17 protein-coding genes and 1 pseudogene are annotated in these 17036 nt (G+C 61.4%); 11 read left to right on the top strand and 7 right to left on the bottom strand.

Going from position 1 to position 17036, the window contains the following annotated elements:
- Positions 1 to 24: 24 nt before the first annotated feature.
- Together ACKJSM_RS04135 and ACKJSM_RS04130 are read left to right on the top strand one after the other, a co-directional pair.
- Complete coding sequence (locus ACKJSM_RS04135) at positions 25 to 906, top strand: ABC transporter permease subunit (protein WP_236178982.1); 882 nt, start codon at positions 25 to 27, stop codon at positions 904 to 906.
- Positions 903 to 1793 (top strand): ABC transporter permease subunit, encoded by an 891-nt coding sequence (locus tag ACKJSM_RS04130; RefSeq protein WP_410236689.1) that lies wholly within the window; start codon positions 903 to 905, stop codon positions 1791 to 1793. The genes ACKJSM_RS04135 and ACKJSM_RS04130 overlap by 4 nt, the downstream gene beginning before the upstream one ends.
- Before the next feature lie 58 nt (positions 1794 to 1851).
- Here the strand turns inward: ACKJSM_RS04130 and ACKJSM_RS04125 are convergent, their stop codons facing one another.
- A complete protein-coding gene (locus tag ACKJSM_RS04125; RefSeq protein WP_410236688.1) occupies positions 1852 to 2475 on the bottom strand; it encodes an HD domain-containing protein in 624 nt (207 codons plus the stop codon).
- Between ACKJSM_RS04125 and ACKJSM_RS04120 the strand changes: the two are divergent.
- Positions 2435 to 3061 (top strand): annotated as a pseudogene (locus tag ACKJSM_RS04120) (GlxA family transcriptional regulator); the annotation flags it as partial. The gene ACKJSM_RS04125 and the pseudogene ACKJSM_RS04120 sit on opposite strands and share 41 nt — an antisense overlap.
- Before the next feature lie 7 nt (positions 3062 to 3068).
- Here ACKJSM_RS04120 and ACKJSM_RS04115 read toward each other — a convergent pair.
- The gene (locus ACKJSM_RS04115; protein WP_410236687.1) at positions 3069 to 5480 is read right to left on the bottom strand and encodes a penicillin acylase family protein; all 2412 of its coding nucleotides are present in this window, start codon (positions 5478 to 5480) and stop codon (positions 3069 to 3071) included.
- Between the two features lie 103 nt (positions 5481 to 5583).
- On the bottom strand, positions 5584 to 6162 hold the full coding sequence (locus ACKJSM_RS04110) for a DUF6436 domain-containing protein (protein WP_410236686.1): 579 nt from the start codon (positions 6160 to 6162) through the stop codon (positions 5584 to 5586).
- Between the two features lie 97 nt (positions 6163 to 6259).
- Between ACKJSM_RS04110 and ACKJSM_RS04105 the strand changes: the two genes are divergently transcribed.
- On the top strand, positions 6260 to 7210 hold the full coding sequence (locus tag ACKJSM_RS04105; RefSeq protein WP_410236685.1) for an alpha/beta hydrolase: 951 nt from the start codon (positions 6260 to 6262) through the stop codon (positions 7208 to 7210).
- Position 7211: 1 nt separating this feature from the next.
- Here the strand turns inward: ACKJSM_RS04105 and ACKJSM_RS04100 are convergent, their stop codons facing one another.
- Positions 7212 to 7964, bottom strand: a complete 753-nt coding sequence (locus tag ACKJSM_RS04100) for a DUF2059 domain-containing protein (RefSeq protein ID WP_236178767.1) — start codon at positions 7962 to 7964, stop codon at positions 7212 to 7214.
- Between the two features lie 108 nt (positions 7965 to 8072).
- On the opposite strand from ACKJSM_RS04100, the gene ACKJSM_RS04095 reads away from it, so the two are divergent.
- Entirely contained in the window at positions 8073 to 8705 is a 633-nt protein-coding gene (locus tag ACKJSM_RS04095; RefSeq protein ID WP_236178768.1) for a 2OG-Fe(II) oxygenase, read from the top strand.
- A gap of 1 nt (position 8706) precedes the next feature.
- Entirely contained in the window at positions 8707 to 9192 is a 486-nt protein-coding gene (locus ACKJSM_RS04090; protein WP_410236684.1) for a DUF523 domain-containing protein, read from the top strand.
- Positions 9193 to 9203: 11 nt separating this feature from the next.
- On the opposite strand, the gene ACKJSM_RS04085 is transcribed toward ACKJSM_RS04090, so the two are convergent.
- Positions 9204 to 9782: a transporter substrate-binding domain-containing protein gene (locus tag ACKJSM_RS04085; protein ID WP_236178770.1), complete on the bottom strand. Its 579-nt coding sequence runs from the start codon at positions 9780 to 9782 to the stop codon at positions 9204 to 9206.
- A 132-nt stretch (positions 9783 to 9914) separates the two neighbouring features.
- Here ACKJSM_RS04085 and ACKJSM_RS04080 point away from each other — a divergent pair, with 132 nt between their 5' ends.
- Positions 9915 to 10340, top strand: a complete 426-nt coding sequence (locus ACKJSM_RS04080; RefSeq protein WP_236178771.1) for a DUF4399 domain-containing protein — start codon at positions 9915 to 9917, stop codon at positions 10338 to 10340.
- Positions 10341 to 10403: 63 nt separating this feature from the next.
- Here ACKJSM_RS04080 and serA read toward each other — a convergent pair whose 3' ends face one another.
- Complete coding sequence (gene serA / locus ACKJSM_RS04075; protein WP_007932850.1) at positions 10404 to 11633, bottom strand: phosphoglycerate dehydrogenase; 1230 nt, start codon at positions 11631 to 11633, stop codon at positions 10404 to 10406.
- Between the two features lie 206 nt (positions 11634 to 11839).
- On the opposite strand from serA, the gene ACKJSM_RS04070 reads away from it, so the two are divergent.
- The 4 genes from ACKJSM_RS04070 (at position 11840) to ACKJSM_RS04055 (ending at position 16162) form a co-directional block, all read left to right on the top strand.
- Positions 11840 to 13234, top strand: coding sequence for an FAD-binding oxidoreductase (locus ACKJSM_RS04070; protein ID WP_236178772.1), 1395 nt, complete (start codon positions 11840 to 11842; stop codon positions 13232 to 13234).
- A gap of 40 nt (positions 13235 to 13274) precedes the next feature.
- Positions 13275 to 13940 carry a fumarylacetoacetate hydrolase family protein gene (locus tag ACKJSM_RS04065; RefSeq protein WP_236178773.1) on the top strand — a complete coding sequence of 222 codons (666 nt, stop codon included), beginning with the start codon at positions 13275 to 13277 and terminating at the stop codon, positions 13938 to 13940.
- A 263-nt stretch (positions 13941 to 14203) separates the two neighbouring features.
- A complete protein-coding gene (locus tag ACKJSM_RS04060; RefSeq protein ID WP_236178774.1) occupies positions 14204 to 15127 on the top strand; it encodes an SdiA-regulated domain-containing protein in 924 nt (307 codons plus the stop codon).
- Between the two features lie 117 nt (positions 15128 to 15244).
- Positions 15245 to 16162, top strand: coding sequence for an SdiA-regulated domain-containing protein (locus tag ACKJSM_RS04055; protein WP_410236683.1), 918 nt, complete (start codon positions 15245 to 15247; stop codon positions 16160 to 16162).
- 83 nt (positions 16163 to 16245) lie between these two features.
- On the opposite strand, the gene rpiA is transcribed toward ACKJSM_RS04055, so the two are convergent.
- Positions 16246 to 16920: a ribose-5-phosphate isomerase RpiA gene (rpiA, locus tag ACKJSM_RS04050; protein ID WP_007953476.1), complete on the bottom strand. Its 675-nt coding sequence runs from the start codon at positions 16918 to 16920 to the stop codon at positions 16246 to 16248.
- Positions 16921 to 17036: the final 116 nt, after the last annotated feature.

Below are 17036 nucleotides of genomic sequence, written 5' to 3'. Positions count from 1 at the left end.
TTCAAACGCCGGCTCAATCGAATAATTCCCGGTGGCCGTCAGCTGGTCATCGGGGTTCCGTTCATCTGGCTGTTCCTGTTCTTCATGCTGCCGTTCTTCATCGTCCTGAAGATCAGCTTCGCCGAAGCGGACGTGGCCATCCCGCCGTACACCGAGATCTACACCTACGCCGAGCAGAAGCTGCAACTGCTGCTGAACCTGGGCAACTACGTGTTGCTCGGCGAAGACGAGCTGTACATCGCCGCCTACCTCGGTTCGCTGAAAATGGCGTTTTTCAGCACGCTGCTGTGCCTGTTGATCGGTTACCCGATGGCCTACGCCATCGCCAGCGCCCGCAAGGAGCTGCAGACGGTGCTGGTGCTGCTGATCATGATGCCGACCTGGACCGCGATCCTGATCCGCGTGTACGCGTGGATGGGCATCCTCAGCAACAACGGCCTGCTCAACGGTTTCCTGATGAGCATGGGTTTGATCGACGAGCCGCTGCAGATCCTCAACACCAACCTCGCGGTGTACATCGGGATCGTCTATTCGTACCTGCCGTTCATGATCCTGCCGCTGTACGCCAACCTGGTGAAGCACGATACCAGCCTGCTGGAGGCCGCGTCCGACCTGGGTTCGAGCACGTTCAACAGCTTCTGGAAAATCACCGTGCCGCTGTCCAAGAACGGCATCATCGCCGGCTGCATGCTGGTGTTCATCCCGGTGGTGGGCGAGTTCGTGATCCCGGAACTGCTCGGCGGTCCGGAGACCCTGATGATCGGTAAAGTGCTCTGGCAAGAGTTCTTCAACAACCGTGACTGGCCGGTGGCGTCCGCCCTGGCGGTGGTGATGCTGGCGATCCTGATCGTGCCGATCATCCTGTTCAACCGCAGTCAGGCCAAGGAAATGGAGGGTAAAGAATGAAGCGCTTCCGTTTCTCCAGCCTGATGCTGGTGCTCGGCTTGTTGTTCATCTACCTGCCGATGTTGATCCTGGTGATCTACTCGTTCAACGCCTCGAAACTGGTGACGGTGTGGGGCGGCTGGTCGGTGAAGTGGTACGTCGGCCTGCTCGACAACTCGCAACTGATGGGCTCGGTGGTGCGTTCGCTGGAAATCGCCTGCTACACCGCGATTGCCGCCGTGGCGCTGGGTACGCTGGCAGCCTTCGTGCTGACCCGCATCACTCGCTTCAAGGGCCGCACGCTGTTCGGCGGCCTGGTCACCGCGCCGCTGGTCATGCCTGAGGTGATTACCGGTCTGTCGCTGTTGCTGCTGTTCGTGGCGATGGCGCAGATGATCGGCTGGCCACAGGAACGGGGCATCGTCACCATCTGGATCGCCCACACTACGTTCTGTGCGGCGTATGTGGCGGTGGTGGTGTCGGCGCGCCTGCGCGAGCTGGACCTGTCGATCGAAGAAGCGGCGATGGATCTGGGCGCACGGCCGTGGAAGGTGTTCTTCCTGATCACCATCCCGATGATCGCGCCGTCGCTGGCGGCGGGCGGCATGATGTCGTTCGCCCTGTCGCTGGATGACCTGGTATTGGCAAGCTTCGTGTCCGGGCCGGGTTCGACGACCCTGCCGATGGAAGTGTTCTCGGCAGTGCGCCTGGGCGTGAAGCCGGAGATCAACGCCGTGGCCAGCCTGATTCTGCTGGCGGTATCGCTGGTGACCTTCCTGGTCTGGTTCTTCAGCCGCCGTGCCGAAGAAGCCCGCAAGAAAGCGATTCAGCTGGCCATCGAAGAAAGTGCTGCGGATTCGTGGAAGCAACCGGACGTGCGCCGGGCGCCGACGCCAGAAGCGGTTTAAGTCTGCGGACAGAAAAAACCTCGCGACCGGAAGCGGTCGCGAGGTTTTTTTACGCCTTTCAGGAAACCCAGGGCGACTGGCGAATCACCTCGACGAAATTCATCGGTTTGAACCCCGGCATTTGATCCTTCAGCACATCGGTCTTCACATTGCCGAACGTCGTCTGCGGACGGTGACGCAGGCCATCGGCGAACGCGCAGATGATGCATTCCTTGAAGCCCTCGCCCCGAGGATGCGCATGCCCCACCGCTTCGCGCTGCACCATGGTGAACGCCGCGTAGTCCATGCCCGGCACGTCCATCTCGACGCCTGCGGTCACCAGCGCCACGGTCGGACGCAGATGCTTCGGCACCCCCGGCGTGGTGTGCAGGGCGATCGACAGCCAGACCTGCTCGATATCGTCGTCACTCAATCCGTATGGCTTGAGAAACGCCGCGGCTGCGTTGGCGCCATCGACTTCGAAGCGCTCGTCGTCGCTGCGGTGCCCTTCGACCAGACCCAGGTTGTGGAACATTGCGCCGACGTACAACAGCTCCGGATCGTAGGCCAGTTGCCGGCGCTCACCGCTCAAGGCGCCGAACAGAAACACCCGGCGCGAGTGGTGGTAGAGCAGGTCGGATTCGATGTCGCGGATGTATTCGGTGGTGGCCCGGGCGAGATTGCTGGACGGGCGAACGGTCACCACTCACTGGAACGACGCTGAGGCACTGGCGCAATTGTGCCCGTCGAGCCGGGTCGAGGCTGATCGGTTGTACGTCGAGGATGGCCAGCTCTATACCTCGGCGGGGGTGACGGCGGGGATCGATCTGTCGCTGTACCTGCTGGCGCGTGATCATGGCGCCGAGGTTGCGCTGAGCGTGGCCAAGCGGCTGGTGGTGTTCACTCAGCGCTCCGGCGGGCAGTCGCAGTTCAGCCCGTTCCTCACGCCCCACATCGAGCCGACGTCGGCAGTGGCGATGGTGCAGCTGTATGTGCTGGCCAATCTCACCGGTGACCTGACCATTGCCGACCTGGCGAAGGCGGCGAACATGAGTGCGCGGAATTTCTCTCGGGTGTTTGCCCGGGAGGCGAAAGTCACCCCGGCGGAATTCGTCGAACGGGCGCGGGTGGATGCGGCGCGGGTGATGCTCGAAAGCACCGCGGCGCCGCTGAAGACCGTGGCGTATCAATGCGGGTTTCGCGATGCGCAACACATGCGCAGTGTGTTCAACCGGCGGATGGGGGTGACGCCGCAGCAGTTTCGGCTGAATTTTGCGGCGATGGTTTGAGTGGCGCTTATTGCGCCGCCCGCGCCGGCAGCAGCTTCAAGGTACTGCGCGTATTCGCCGTCACCTCTTCCTCGCTGAAGTGCGCCTGCACATACATCCCGTCCACATACGCCTCTGACTGATCGTCATAGTGGCTGTCGAACGGCACGCCGCTCTGGCCGACCGGGTTGATGGTCAGGCTGTGAGCGGGATCTGCGAAGTCCACCAGCCGCCGAGTCGACGGACCGTAAGTCACCGGCCATGGCGCCGGGCCGATCTTCGCCGAGAGGTTGTTCGGCACTTCATGGGAGCCCGGCGCGGCGAACGGACCGACGTTGAAAATACGATCCAGCGGTTTCTGCTGCCCCAGCGGATGGCCATGAGTCAGGGTGTGAGCCTTGCCCCATTGCCAGCCGGAAGCGTCGTCGCCGAGGGTCGATTTGAGGTGCGCCATGCTGGCCTGCCAGGCGATGCGCACAGTGTCAGTGCGAGTCTCCTTGTCCGGCGTGCTGCGGTTGTCCCACCACGGCGAATCGGCATTTGCCGCCAGCCGGGGCAGGGCCGCATCGATCACTCGGGTCGACAGCAAGGTGTCGAAGAAATCATTGCCCAGCTCATCGCGCATGGCCGCGTCGGCGAGGTTGAACAGGAACTGGTTGAACACCGTCGCACTGACTGAATCCAGCGGATAGTCGCCTTGCCACTGGGCCAGTTGTTCGATCAGCTTCAGCTCGGCGGGATTGCCCGCCACCTCGCGCAGCACCGGCAGCAACGGCGCCAGCAGACGCGGGCCGTAACCGGTGGTGGTGCCCAGTTGCAGCTTCTGGTTGGCCTCGTTGTCCCACTTCACGTTCTTGTCGGCGAGCTGGCGGTTGAGCTGCTGACCACGGTCGGCGAGGTTGTAGTAACCGGGAATCTCCATGCCGGTCGCTGACACCGGCTGGAAGTTGGCCGAGACGATATAGCCCCGCGCCGGGTTCTCTTGCTGCGGGTTGGCGCTGAACGGGAAGTAACCGTCCTTGTCCGCCTGGTTGCCGCTGCCGTCGAAAATGAAGCCAGGCTTCACCCCGGCCGGACGCTTGGGCAGCAGCGCCGAGGCCCACCAGGCGATATCGCCCTTGGCGTTGGCGTAGACGATGTTCAGTCCCGGCGCCTGCACCTTGGCCGCTGCGGCGCGAGCCTTGGCCAGGGTGTCGGCGCGGTTGAGCTGGTAGAAGCCTTCGAGGATCGGATTCGGTGTTTCGAGGAACGCCCACCACATCGCAATCGGGGTTTTCCCGGCGGCGCTGCCGAGGGCGTCGTTGACGATCGGGCCGTGGGGCGACTGGCGCAGGGTGATGGTCACCGGGGCCTGGCCTTTCACCGCGATCTGCTGCTCGGTCTTGACCAGGTCGGTCCAATGGCCGCGATACCAGACCTGATCCGGGTTGTCCGGATTGACCTTCTCGGCGATCAGATCGAGGTCATCGTTCTGGAACATGGTCAGGCTCCAGCCGAAATCCAGGTTGTGGCCGAGAAAGGCAAACGGCACCAGCGCCTGATGATGACCGTAGAGCTCGAAGCCCGGGGCCGACAGCTGCGCCTCGTACCACACCGACGGCACCGAAAAGCGAATATGCGGATCGCCTGCCAGTAAAGGCTTGGTGCTCTTGCTGCGGCTGCCGGCGATCACCCAGGCGTTGCTGCCTTCGAACTGCGGCAGCCCGTTGTCGATCAGCGCCTGTTCGCTGACGCGGGCGAGGGTGTTCAGGTCTTTCCAGTCTTCGGCGGCGAGGGCCGGTGCGGTGCCGGGGTGGCCCTTGGCGAGCACGCCCTTGGGCTGCCAGTCGAGATCGAAGACGTTGAGGTAGTCGGCGCCCAGTTGATCGCGCACGTAGGTCAGCAGCGGTTCGGTGCGAAACGCGGCGGCGAAGCTGTACGCCATGTAGCCGGCAACGCTGATGCTGTCTTCAGCGGTGAACGGCCGCTTGGGGATGCCCAGCACGTCGAACTCGACAGGGGCGGCGTGCGCGTCCTGATATTGATTGATGCCATCCAGATAGGCTTGCAGGGCCTTCCACGCCGGCGACTGCCTGTCGAGGCCGGCCACGTAACTGGCGGCACGCTCGCGGATGCGCAGGCTGCGGAACAACTTGTCGGTGTCGAGCAGTTTCGGCCCGAGCACCTCGGCCAGTTCGCCCCGGGCCAGACGGCGCATGGCTTCCATCTGAAAGAGGCGATCCTGGGCGTGCACATAACCGAGGGCGCGGTAGAGGTCGGTTTCGTTTTCAGCACGGATGTGCGGCACGCCGCGTTCGTCGTAACGCACGGTCACCGAGCCTTGCAGGTTGCGCAACTCCACCTGGCCCTGACGCGTCGGTTGCTTGCTGTAGACATACCAGCCGCCGGCGGCGAGCAGGGCAACGATGAGCAAGGCAAGAACGGTGAAAACGCGTTTCATGGTGACTCCTTGTGCATTCGGGATTGCCGCCCGTGCGGGTTGCAAACAATTAGCACACGCCTCATGTGCTGCGCATCGCCGTCCTTGAAATGTCCGGAATGCCTTACTTCGTCTGCACCGGCCACGGGCAGTAGCAACCGACTGCCAGCGTGTGCGTCGCATTGACCGGGCGATCATCGCTCAACGCCTGCAGGATCGGTTCGATAAAACTGTTGCTGGAGTTGCAGGTCAGGCCTTCGCTGTACGGGCCGAAGTACGCCAGTCTGCCGCTGCGATCCCAGATTGCCACGGCGGGGCTGGCGGGAATCTGTTCGGCGCCGGGCAGCACCGCGATGGTTTTCAGATTGCGGAGTGTGGTGGGCAACTGGCCGTGGCTGCCGGCCTTCTGCACGGCGAAGAACTCCACGCCCTGGGGGCCGAACTGTTCGACCATTTCGGTCAGGTGCTGTTGATTGCCGACATTGCACGGGCAGGCCGGGTCCCAGAAATGCACCAGACGGATATTGCCGGGGCCGGCGAGGTCGTCGGGCAGGCGCAACGGGTCGCCGGAAAACACCGCGGTGTGTTCGCTGAACGCCCGCAGGTAGCGGCCCTGAAACCAGTCGTACGCGGCCCACAGCACGCCGGCGCACACGATGGCGAGCAGGCTGGCAAACAGTGCGGTGCGGTAGGGCGAGCGCATGGATTTGAGTCCTCAAGAGCGCGCTAGCTTGCCATGCTTGCCGCGACAGATGAATATCGCAGGCCGATAAAGTCCGTTTACCGCGCTGGAATTGCCCATGTCTGTTGCCTTCGATCCCGATCATCTGCGTGCGAGCCTCAAGCCTCTGGCCGAGTGGCAGCCGTTGTCCGAGGAGGCGAAGGCGTATCAGCGGTTCTACCAGACCGACTTCCCGGAGCGTGATGTCTGGCGGGGCATGGGCCGGTTCGACATCGATGGTTATCAACTGGTCAGTCATTGCTGGTGGCCGGCGGAGACGGCCAAGGCCACGCTGTTTCTGGTGCACGGTTTTTATGACCACACCGGCCTCTACCGGCACGTGATCGAGTGGGCGCTGGATCAGGGGTTTGCGGTGATTGCCTGCGATCTGCCGGGGCATGGTCTGTCCAGTGGCGAGCGGGCGAGTATCCGTGATTTCTCCGAGTATCAGGATGCGTTGCAAGGCCTGTTCGCCGAGGCGCGCTCGATGGCGCTGCCGCAGCCGTGGCACTTGTGCGGGCAAAGCACCGGCGGGGCGATCATTGTCGATCACGTGCTCAATCATGGCGAAAACAGCCCGGCCCAGGGGCAGTTGATTCTGCTGGCGCCGTTGGTGCGTCCGCGTGCCTGGGGCTGGTCGCAGTTCAGCTATTACCTGCTCAGGCCGTTTGTCAGGGGTATCGCCCGGCGTTTCAGCGAGAACTCCAACGACCCGGATTTCCTGTCGTTCCTGCAGGCCGATCCGTTGCAGCCAAAGCGCTTGCCGACCGCGTGGGTCGGGGCGTTGTCGCGCTGGATCAACCGGGTGGAATACGCGAAGAAAAGTCCGCGCCGGCCACTGATCGTCCAGGGCCAGGCCGACATGACCGTGGACTGGCAGCACAACCTGCAAGTGATGAAGTGGAAATTCGACCGGCCGCAGATTCTGTTGCTGGCCGAGGCGCGGCATCACCTGGCCAACGAGACGGCGGAAATGCGCGAGGAGTATTTCGAGTTCTTGAGCAAGCGGATCAAGGGCCGCAACCCCTAGATCACTGGTTGAGGTTCGAGGTGCTCTGGCCGACGGCCAGCCCGGCGCGGATCGCTGCCAGCGCGGCCTGATAGTAGGCTTTGCCTTCGGTGGATTCAGCAAAGGTCGCGAACTCTTCCAGTTCCTCATCCGACAAGTCGCGATAGACATACAGCAGCGTGTTGTTCAGGTCGGCGCCGATCTGATCCATCAGGCGCTGGCGTTGACCGTTCAACATGCCTTGGGCCTGACCGCCGCCGAGCAGGCCGGGAATCATCGAACTCAGGCTGTCCGCCGCCACGCCGGCAATCGCCAGACTGACTTCGGCGCCGGCTTCACGGGCGGGCAGGGCCTGGGCGAGGTGGCCGATGATCAGCAGGCGAGTGTCGCTGGCCGGCATCTTTGGCAGGCCCTTGGCGTTTTTCGCCAGTTGATCGCGGCGGGTCGCCAGCAGTTCGGCGGCGACGATCTTCTTGCCCAATGGTGACTGAAAGAACGACAGGGCCGGTTTCGGATCGGCGAGGTTCTTGCGCAATTGGGCTTCGGCGCGTCGATCCACGGCCTGAGGGGCGAAGCGCTGGTTGCTGTTGTTCACCAGCGCCTGAAACACCGCCGGCGGCAGGCTGTTCTGGTAACGCTGCTGCGCGGCACTCAGGGCGTCATTGAAATGCGCGCGTTGTTCTGGCCAGCCGGCGGCCTTGTACAACTGGTCGTGGCCGTCCGCCCAGGCGGGCAAAACGCAGAACATCAACAATGAAAAAAGCAAACGGCGCATAAGGACTCCTGTCGGCAGCCGACTATTCTCCGTGCGGTGCCAGTACTTGTCGAGAATTCGTATCCAGCCGCCGCGTGGCTCTGTCGGATTTCTTGCCGCAGGCATACTATGCGCGCCATGCAAATATCCTCTGATCACCCGCTGCTGTTACGTATCGTCGACGACCTGGCCGAGCACGGCTGGTCGCAGCAGAACATTTTCCTGCCTGCGGATTTGACCCGCGCACTGGCGGCCGAGTGCCGCAAACGTGACGCCGAAGGTGAACTGGCGCCGGCGGCGGTTGGACGTGGTCCCTTTTCGGAGATCCGTGAGGGCATTCGTGGCGACCATATCCAATGGATCGACCCCGGTCAGGCGCAGGCCAGCGACCGCTACCTGAACCTGATGGACAGCCTGCGCGAAGCGCTCAACCGCGGATTGTTCCTGGGGCTGGAAGACTTTGAGTGCCATTTCGCCCTGTACCCGCCGGGTGCGTTCTACCGCAAGCATGTCGACCGTTTTCGCGACGATGACCGGCGTATGGTCTCGGCGGTGATCTACCTCAATGACGGCTGGCTGCCGGAAGATGGCGGGCAACTGCGCATGTACCTGGAGAACGATCGCGTTCATGACGTCCAGCCTACGGGCGGTTGTCTGGTGGTGTTCCTCTCCGGCGAAGTCCCCCATGAAGTGTTGCCGGCCAATCGCGAGCGGCTGTCGCTGACAGGCTGGTTCCGCCGCCGCGGCAACGAGCCGTTCTGAGATGCACAGGATTTTGGTCAGTCGCTACCTGTTGGGCCATCGCGTGCGTTACGACGGTGGAGCCAGCGGGCCGTTCGATCTGCTGGAGCAGTGGATCAGCGAAGGCCGGGTAGTGCCGCTGTGTCCGGAAGTCGCCGGTGGTTTGCCGACGCCACGCGCGGCAGCGGAGATTCCGGGCGGGCAGGGCAGCGAGGTGCTGGACGGGCGCGCCTCGGTGATCACCACCGAGGGCGAAGATGTCAGCGCGCAGTTTCTCGACGGAGCACGGCAGGCGCTGGCGCTGGTGAAAAAGCACGGGATTCGGGTGGCGGTGCTCAAGGCCAGCAGTCCTTCCTGCGGGAATCTGTTGACCTATGACGGCACGTTCAGTGGGGTGAAGGTGAGTGGCGAGGGCGTTACCGCCGCATTGCTCAAGCGCCATGGGGTGCAGGTCTTCAGCGAACTCGAACTGCCGCAGGCTGCACAGGCCCTCAACGTGCTCGACTAGTCACGCTCACTTCAGTTTTCCGTCGCCTGCACACTCAACCACTTCTTCGACAACGCCTCCAGCCGCCCGTCGGCTCTGATCCGCTGCAAGGCATTCTCCAGGCTCGCGCGAAACGCCGGGTTACCCTTCTGAAACGGTATCGCCAGATCAACCGGCGGGCCGACCTTCGGTTTTTCTTCTGTCAGCGTCTGCACCAGCACCATGGGCCGAGGTTGCTCGTCCTTTTTCGCCAGCAATTGCGTATTGACCTGCGTGTAAGGCTCGCTGAAATCGAAACGATCCTTGAGTTCCGGGGTCAGTGCTATGTGGTTGAGCGCGACGTCGTACTTGCCGCTTTCGACGCCCTGGAGCAGATCGGCTTCGTCGGTGACGATGAAGTCGGCCCGCACATCCAGTTCGTTGGCCAGCAGCTGCCCAAGCTCGACCTCGAACCCGGTGAGCGTGTCGCCGTCCTTGAAATTGAAGGGCGGTGTATTAGCCTCAAGGGCAATGCGCAGCTCGCCACGGTCGTAGACGTCATCAATCAGTTCGGCGTGAGCCAGAGGGCTCAGAAGGGGAAGCAGGCAGATCAGGCCAGGCAGAAAACGCATGGTCACTCCTTTGAAATCGATATCGGCCTGTTTTCCAGGCTCGCTTTGCTATGGTTGTCGAGTGCCTTCGACAACGAATGGTCATGAAGTTGTCATGACCGTGCGGATTTTACGGAAAAACTGGAGAAGAAAATGAAAAGCTTTATGTCACGTGCAGCGTTGGCCGGTGTGCTGATGGGGGTTTCGGTACTGGCCAGTGCGGCCACACCGGCACCGAAGGGCGCCGAAGTGTTCATCGTTTCTCCCGAGGACGGAGCCACGGTTGCGCAGACCTTCACGGTCAAGTTCGGTGTAAAGGACATCGCGCTGGCACCTGCCGGTGACGTCACCAAAAACACCGGTCATCACCATCTGCTGATCGATGCCAAGGAAATCGTGCCGGCCGGTTCCGTCGTGCCGACCGACGCCAACCACATGCACTTCGGCAAGGCGCAGACCCAGGCCGACATCAAGCTCGCACCGGGCAAGCACACCCTGCAACTGGAGCTGGGCGACAGCGGCCACATGGCGTTCGATCCGCCGATCGTGTCGAAGAAGATCACCGTCAACGTAGAATGACGTTTTCGCGTGCATAAAAAAGGGAGCCCCGAGGGGCTCCCTTTTTTGTCGCTCAACGCTTGATCAGAACAACACGCGGCTACGGATGGTACCGTTGACGTGTTGCAGCTTCTCTTGCGCCAGCTCCGAGTACTCGGCGTCGACGTCGATCACCACGTAGCCGACTTTCTCGTTGGTCTGCAGGAACTGACCGGAGATGTTGATGCCGTTTTCGGCGAAGACCTTGTTGATCTCGCTCATCACACCCGGAATGTTCTCGTGGATGTGCAGCAGGCGGTGCTTGCCAGGATGAGCCGGCAGGGCCACTTCCGGGAAGTTCACGGACGATACCGAAGTACCGTTGTCGCTGTACTTGACCAGTTTCTCAGCCACTTCCAGACCGATGTTGGCCTGCGCTTCGGCGGTAGAACCGCCGATGTGCGGGGTCAGGATCACGTTGTCCAGGCCACGCAGCGGGCTTTCGAACTCTTCGTCGTTGGAGCGCGGCTCGACCGGGAACACGTCGATGGCGGCGCCGATCAGGTGCTTGTCCTTGATCGCAGCGGCCAAGTGATCCAGCTCGACCACGGTACCGCGTGCCGCGTTGATCAGAATGCCGCCTTTCTTGATGGCGCGGATTTCCTTCTCGCCGATCATCCACTGGGTCGCAGCGGTTTCCGGTACGTGCAGGGTGACGATATCGGACATACCCAGCAACTCGTGTAGGTTGCCGACCTGGGTCGCGTTGCCCAGTGGCAGCTTGGTCACGGTGTCGTAGAAGAACACCTGCATGCCCAGACCTTCCGCCAGGACCGACAGCTGAGTACCGATCGAGCCGTAGCCGACGATGCCCAGTTTCTTGCCACGGATCTCAAAGGAGTTGGCTGCGGACTTGATCCAGCCGCCACGGTGGCAGGAAGCGTTTTTCTCAGGGATGCCGCGCAGCAGCAGGATCGCTTCGGCCAGCACCAGCTCGGCCACGGAGCGGGTGTTGGAGTACGGCGCGTTGAACACGGCGATGCCGCGCTCGCGGGCCGCGTCCAGGTCAACCTGGTTGGTGCCGATGCAGAAACAGCCGACGGCGACCAGTTTCTTCGCGTGATCGAAGATCTCTTCGGTCAGTTGGGTGCGCGAACGAATGCCGATGAAGTGAGCGTCAGCGATCTTTTCCTTGAGCTGGGCTTCCGGCAGGGAGCCTGTCAGGTATTCGATGCTGGTGTAGCCCGCCGCCTTGAGGACGTCGACAGCCGATTGGTGGACGCCTTCGAGAAGAAGGAACTTGATCTTGCTCTTATCGAGAGAAGTCTTGCTCATCTGCGTAAACCTGTATCCCGGAGAAAAATGGCAGGGAGGGGAGCAGCCTGGAGCTGACCCGCACGGCAAGAAAGCCGTCACCGCAGAACCGGCCTTGGGCGCTGGCCTGCGGGGTCGGTATGCTAGCATAGCCACCCCGCTAAACACTCATTCCTGCGACGTGAAGCGTTCTCAGGATGACCATGAATTGTTCGAGAGTTCCGTCGATGACCAATCCTGCCCTGATTGATGAACTGAAGACCCTGGTCGAGCCTGGCAAAGTTCTGACCGATGCCGACTCCCTGAACGCTTATGGCAAGGATTGGACCAAGCACTTCGCCCCGGCGCCCAGCGCCATTGTGTTTCCCAAGACCATCGAGCAGGTGCAGGCCGTCGTCCGCTGGGCCAACGAACACAACGTGGCGCTGGTGCCGTCGGGCGGGCGCACCGGTCTTTCCGCCGCGGCCGTGGCCGCCAATGGCGAAGTGGTCGTGTCGTTCGACTACATGAACCGGATTCTCGACATCAACCTCACCGACCGCACCGCCGTCTGTCAGCCGGGCGTGGTCACCGCGCAATTGCAGAACGCGGCCGAAGAACATGATCTGTACTACCCGGTGGATTTCGCCTCTGCAGGTTCCAGCCAGATTGGCGGCAATATCGGCACCAATGCCGGCGGGATCAAGGTCATTCGCTACGGCATGACCCGCAATTGGGTGGCGGGCATGAAAGTCGTGACCGGCAAGGGCGATGTGCTGGAACTGAACAAGGATCTGATCAAGAACGCCACCGGTTATGACCTGCGGCAGCTGTTCATCGGCGCCGAAGGTACCCTCGGTTTTGTGGTCGAGGCCACCATGCGCCTGGATCGCGCGCCGAAGAACCTGACCGCAATGGTCCTTGGCACCGCCGATTTCGATTCGATCATGCCGGTGCTGCATGCCTTCCAGGGTCGCCTCGACCTGACCGCGTTCGAATTTTTCTCCGACAAGGCGCTGGCCAAGGTCATGGGCCGTGGCGATGTCCCCGCGCCGTTCGAAACCGACTGCCCGTTCTATGCCTTGCTGGAATTCGAGGCGACCACCGAAGAAGTGGCCAACACCGCCCTGGAAACCTTCGAGCATTGCGTGGAGCAGGGTTGGGTGCTGGACGGTGTGATGAGCCAGAGCGAAACCCAATTGCAGAACCTGTGGAAGCTGCGTGAGTACATCTCCGAAACCATCTCCCACTGGACACCGTACAAGAACGACATCTCGGTGACCGTCTCCAAAGTCCCGGCGTTCCTGCAGGAAATCGACGCGATCGTCGGCGAACACTATCCTGACTTCGAAATCGTCTGGTTCGGCCACATCGGCGACGGCAACCTGCACCTGAACATTCTCAAGCCGGACAACCTGAGCAAGGACGAGTTTTTCGCCAAGTGCGCCACCGTCAACAAGTGGGTGTTCGAAACCGTCGAGAAGTACAACGGTTCGATTTCCGCCGAACACGGGGTGGGCATGACCAAGCGCGACTACTTGACCTACAGCCGCTCGCCGGTGGAAATCGAGTACATGAAAGCAGTCAAGGCGGTGTTCGACCCGAACGGCATCATGAACCCGGGCAAGATCTTCTCGGTTTGATTGGCAATCCCTGATGAATCAATGAAGGCAGGAGTCGGTAATGAGCTATCAGCACCAGTATGTCGACGGTACGCGGATTCATTTTCCGCTGGGGAAGGTGGTGTGCATCGGCCGTAACTACGCCGAACACGCCAAGGAACTGGACAACCCGGTGCCTACCGAGCCGTTGCTGTTCATCAAACCGGGCAGTTGCGTGGTGCCGCTGGAAGGCGGTTTCAGTATTCCGACCGAGCGTGGGTCCGTGCATTACGAAGCGGAAATCGCCGTGTTGATCGGCAAACCGCTGTCAACCAGACCAAGCCGTGAAGAAGTGCTGGACGCGATCTCCGGTTTCGCCCCGGCGCTGGACCTGACCCTGCGTGACAAGCAGGCCGAGCTCAAGTCCAAGGGCCTGCCGTGGGAAATCGCCAAGTCGTTCGACGGCGCGGCGGTGATCGCGCCGTTTGTGGTTGGCAGCACTTTCGCTGACCTGACCGACATCGGCATTCGCCTGACCATCAATGGTGAGGTGCGCCAGGACGGCAACAGCAGCGCGATGCTCAACCCGATCGTGCCGATGATCCAGCACATGGCCGGCTGCTTCTCGCTGCAGGCCGGTGACGTGATCCTGACCGGCACGCCGGTGGGCGTCGGCCCGCTGAACGTTGGCGATGAGATCGTGCTGGAACTGCCGGGCGCCAGTCGCTTCACCAGCAGCGTTCGCTGACTGCAACTCTGAAATACCTTTGTGGGAGCCAGCCTGCTGGCGATGACGGACCGTCAGTTGATGTTTCATTCGACTGATACACCGCCATCGCCAGCAGGCTGGCTCCCACATTTGTTTTTGTGTGGCAGCTCGCAAACACAAAGGCATTCCGGCCATTTACCGTTTTTTTCACATTTTGTCCGGATAATTCCGGTCATTCTGGCGTCTGAGCCGGCCTCTTTGTGCTATTACCCGTAGCCTGAATTTTCGGAATGCGTCCTTTGATGTCCTCTCAAACTCAGCTCAAACCCGCTCGTCGTTCACGCTTCGCCCTGCGCTGGTATTCCTGGCTTTTGTTGGCTGCCGCCGCTGCGTACGGGCTGGCGTTTGCCATGCATTGGGATGACCGGGGCGTGCTGTGGCTGCTCGAGCGTTTCGAAAGTCAGGCCGAGAAGCAGGAAAGCGTCTGGCTCCCGGACTACCGTGTGGTCATCGACGCCAAACCGCTGCCAGGCATGGAAAAGGACGAAGCTTCGGACCTGTCCTATAACCCGCAGACCAAAACCCTGTTTTCGGTGATGGGCAAGAATCCGTTTCTGGTCGAGCTGACCCTGCAGGGTGACGTGCTGCGCAAGATGCCGCTGGTGGGCTGGAGCAACCCGGAAGGCCTGACGGTGATGGAAAACGGCTTGATGGCGATTGTCGATGAACGCGAGCACCTGCTTTCCATCGTCAAGGTCGATGCCGAGACCCGCGAGCTGAAGCGCGACGATTTCCCGAAATACGACCTGGGCCCGTCGAAAGACCAGAACAAGGCCTTCGAAGCCATCACCTGGGACGCCCGTAACCAGCAACTGCTGTTGGGTGAAGAGCGTCCGCCTGCGCTGTTCACCTGGAAAAGCGACGGCAGCCAGGCACTAAAAGGGGACAAGCAGAAACTCGACAGCGATGAACTCGACATTCGCAACCTGTCGGCCCTGGCGATCGACCCGCGCACCGGCCACACCCTGGTGCTGTCTGCCGATTCGCACCTGTTGCTGGAGCTGGACAAGAAGGGCGAACAAGTCAGTTTCATGACCCTGCTCGGCGGTTTCAACGGTTTGAAGAAAACCATTCCCCGCGCCGAAGGCGTGACCATGGATGACTCGGGCACGCTGTACATGGTCAGCGAGCCGAACCTGTTCTACCGCTTTGAAAAGCAGAAGTAATCTCTCCTGCAGGGATTGCAGATCTGTGGAGTTGTGGCCTGAGGCAAGTGGCCATTAAGCTTCAGTTCAGACAGGCGTGATATTTCATCCGCCTGTTTTGACTCCGAGCCTGCCTGAATGCGTCGACTTGCCCGCCCCAAGCCTCTGTTCATCATCCTGTCGATGATTGCCCTGATCGCATTGATTGCGATCGGCCAATACATGCGTCTGTTCGAGCGAGCCTGGTTCAACCTGCATACGCTCTGGCAGCCGATGAGCAGCGAGGCCATCGGGCTTGATCGGTATCGGGTCGACATTGAAGCGAAGGTCATTGACGGGTTGAACGACGATGTCTCGGCGCTGACTTACGATCCGGTGCGCAAGAGCCTGTTCACGGTGACCAACAAGAATGCCGAACTGATCGAGCTGTCGCTGGATGGCACGATCCTGCGCCGTGTCGCCTTGATCGGTTTTGGCGATCCGGAAGCGGTGGAGTTCATCAGTGCCAACACCTACGTGATCACCGACGAGCGCCAGCAACGGCTGATCAAGATCCATCTGGAGCACGACACCACGTTCCTTGATGCAGCGGACGCCGAGCAAATGACCCTCGGGGTGCACATGAGCGGCAACAAGGGGTTTGAAGGCCTGGCTTACGACTCGGTGGGCAAGCGCCTGTTCGTGGCCAAGGAGCGGGATCCGATGCTGATCTATGAAGTGCACGGTTTCCCGCACTTCAATCCGGAAAAATCCTACGCGGTACACGTGATCAACAATCCCAAGCGCGATGCCGGGATGTTCGTGCGCGATCTGTCGAGCCTGCAATACGACGAGCGCAGCGGCCATTTGCTGGCGCTGTCCGACGAGTCACGGCTGATACTGGAATTGGATGTGGACGGGCGCCCGCTGAGTACCCTGTCGTTGAGCGGTGGTCGGCAGGGCCTGAAGAAAACCGTGCCGCAGGCCGAAGGTATCGCGATGGATGACGAAGGGACGTTGTATCTGGTGAGCGAGCCGAATCTGTTTTATGTCTTCAGCAAGCCTGCGCAGAACTGATTCGCACCACAAAAACATTGTGGGAGCTGGCAAGCCAGCTCCCACAAGTTTTTTATCGACCCACAAAATGTGGGCAGACTGGCTTACTCAGCCTTGAGGGTCTTCACGCCTTCGCTGGTACCCAGCAACAGCAGATCCGCCGGACGCGCCGCGAACAGGCCGTTGGTGACCACGCCGACGATCGCATTGATCTGCGCTTCCAGCTCCACCGGGTTGGTGATCTGCAGGTTGTGCACGTCGAGGATGATGTTGCCGTTGTCAGTCAGCACGCCTTCGCGGTAGACCGGGTCGCCGCCCAGTTTTACCAGCTGGCGAGCGACGTGGCTGCGGGCCATCGGGATCACTTCCACCGGCAGCGGGAAGGCGCCCAGCACCGGCACCAGTTTGCTGGCGTCGGCGATGCAGATGAAAGTCTGGGCCACGGCCGCGACGATCTTCTCGCGGGTCAGGGCTGCGCCGCCGCCCTTGATCAGGTTCAGGTGTTCGTCGCTTTCATCGGCGCCGTCGACGTAGAACTCCAGGTTGCTCACGGTGTTCAGCTCGTACACCGGAATCCCGTGGCCCTTGAGGCGCGCGGCGGTGGCTTCGGAGCTCGCGACCGCGCCATCGAACGCGCCCTTGTGCTGGGCCAGGGCGTCGATGAAGCAGTTGGCGGTGGAGCCGGTGCCGACGCCGACGATGCTCTTGTCGTCGAGTTTCGGAAGGATGAAGTCGACGGCGGCCTGGGCCACGGCCTGTTTGAGTTGATCCTGGGTCATGCGGGCTCCGGAAGCGGGCAAGGTGAGAACGGAAAGGCCGGCATTATAGCCGCAAGCGCGGCTAAAACCTCTGGATTCGTGTGGTCGTGCGGGCAAAAGCCGGGTTAGACTCCTCG

Origin of the sequence: Pseudomonas sp. PHC1 (assembly GCF_046487845.1) — a bacterium.
Lineage (GTDB): Bacteria > Pseudomonadota > Gammaproteobacteria > Pseudomonadales > Pseudomonadaceae > Aquipseudomonas > Aquipseudomonas sputi.
The sequence above is the reverse complement of the archived record's forward strand: the minus strand, read 5'-3'. Positions and strand labels throughout refer to the sequence as shown.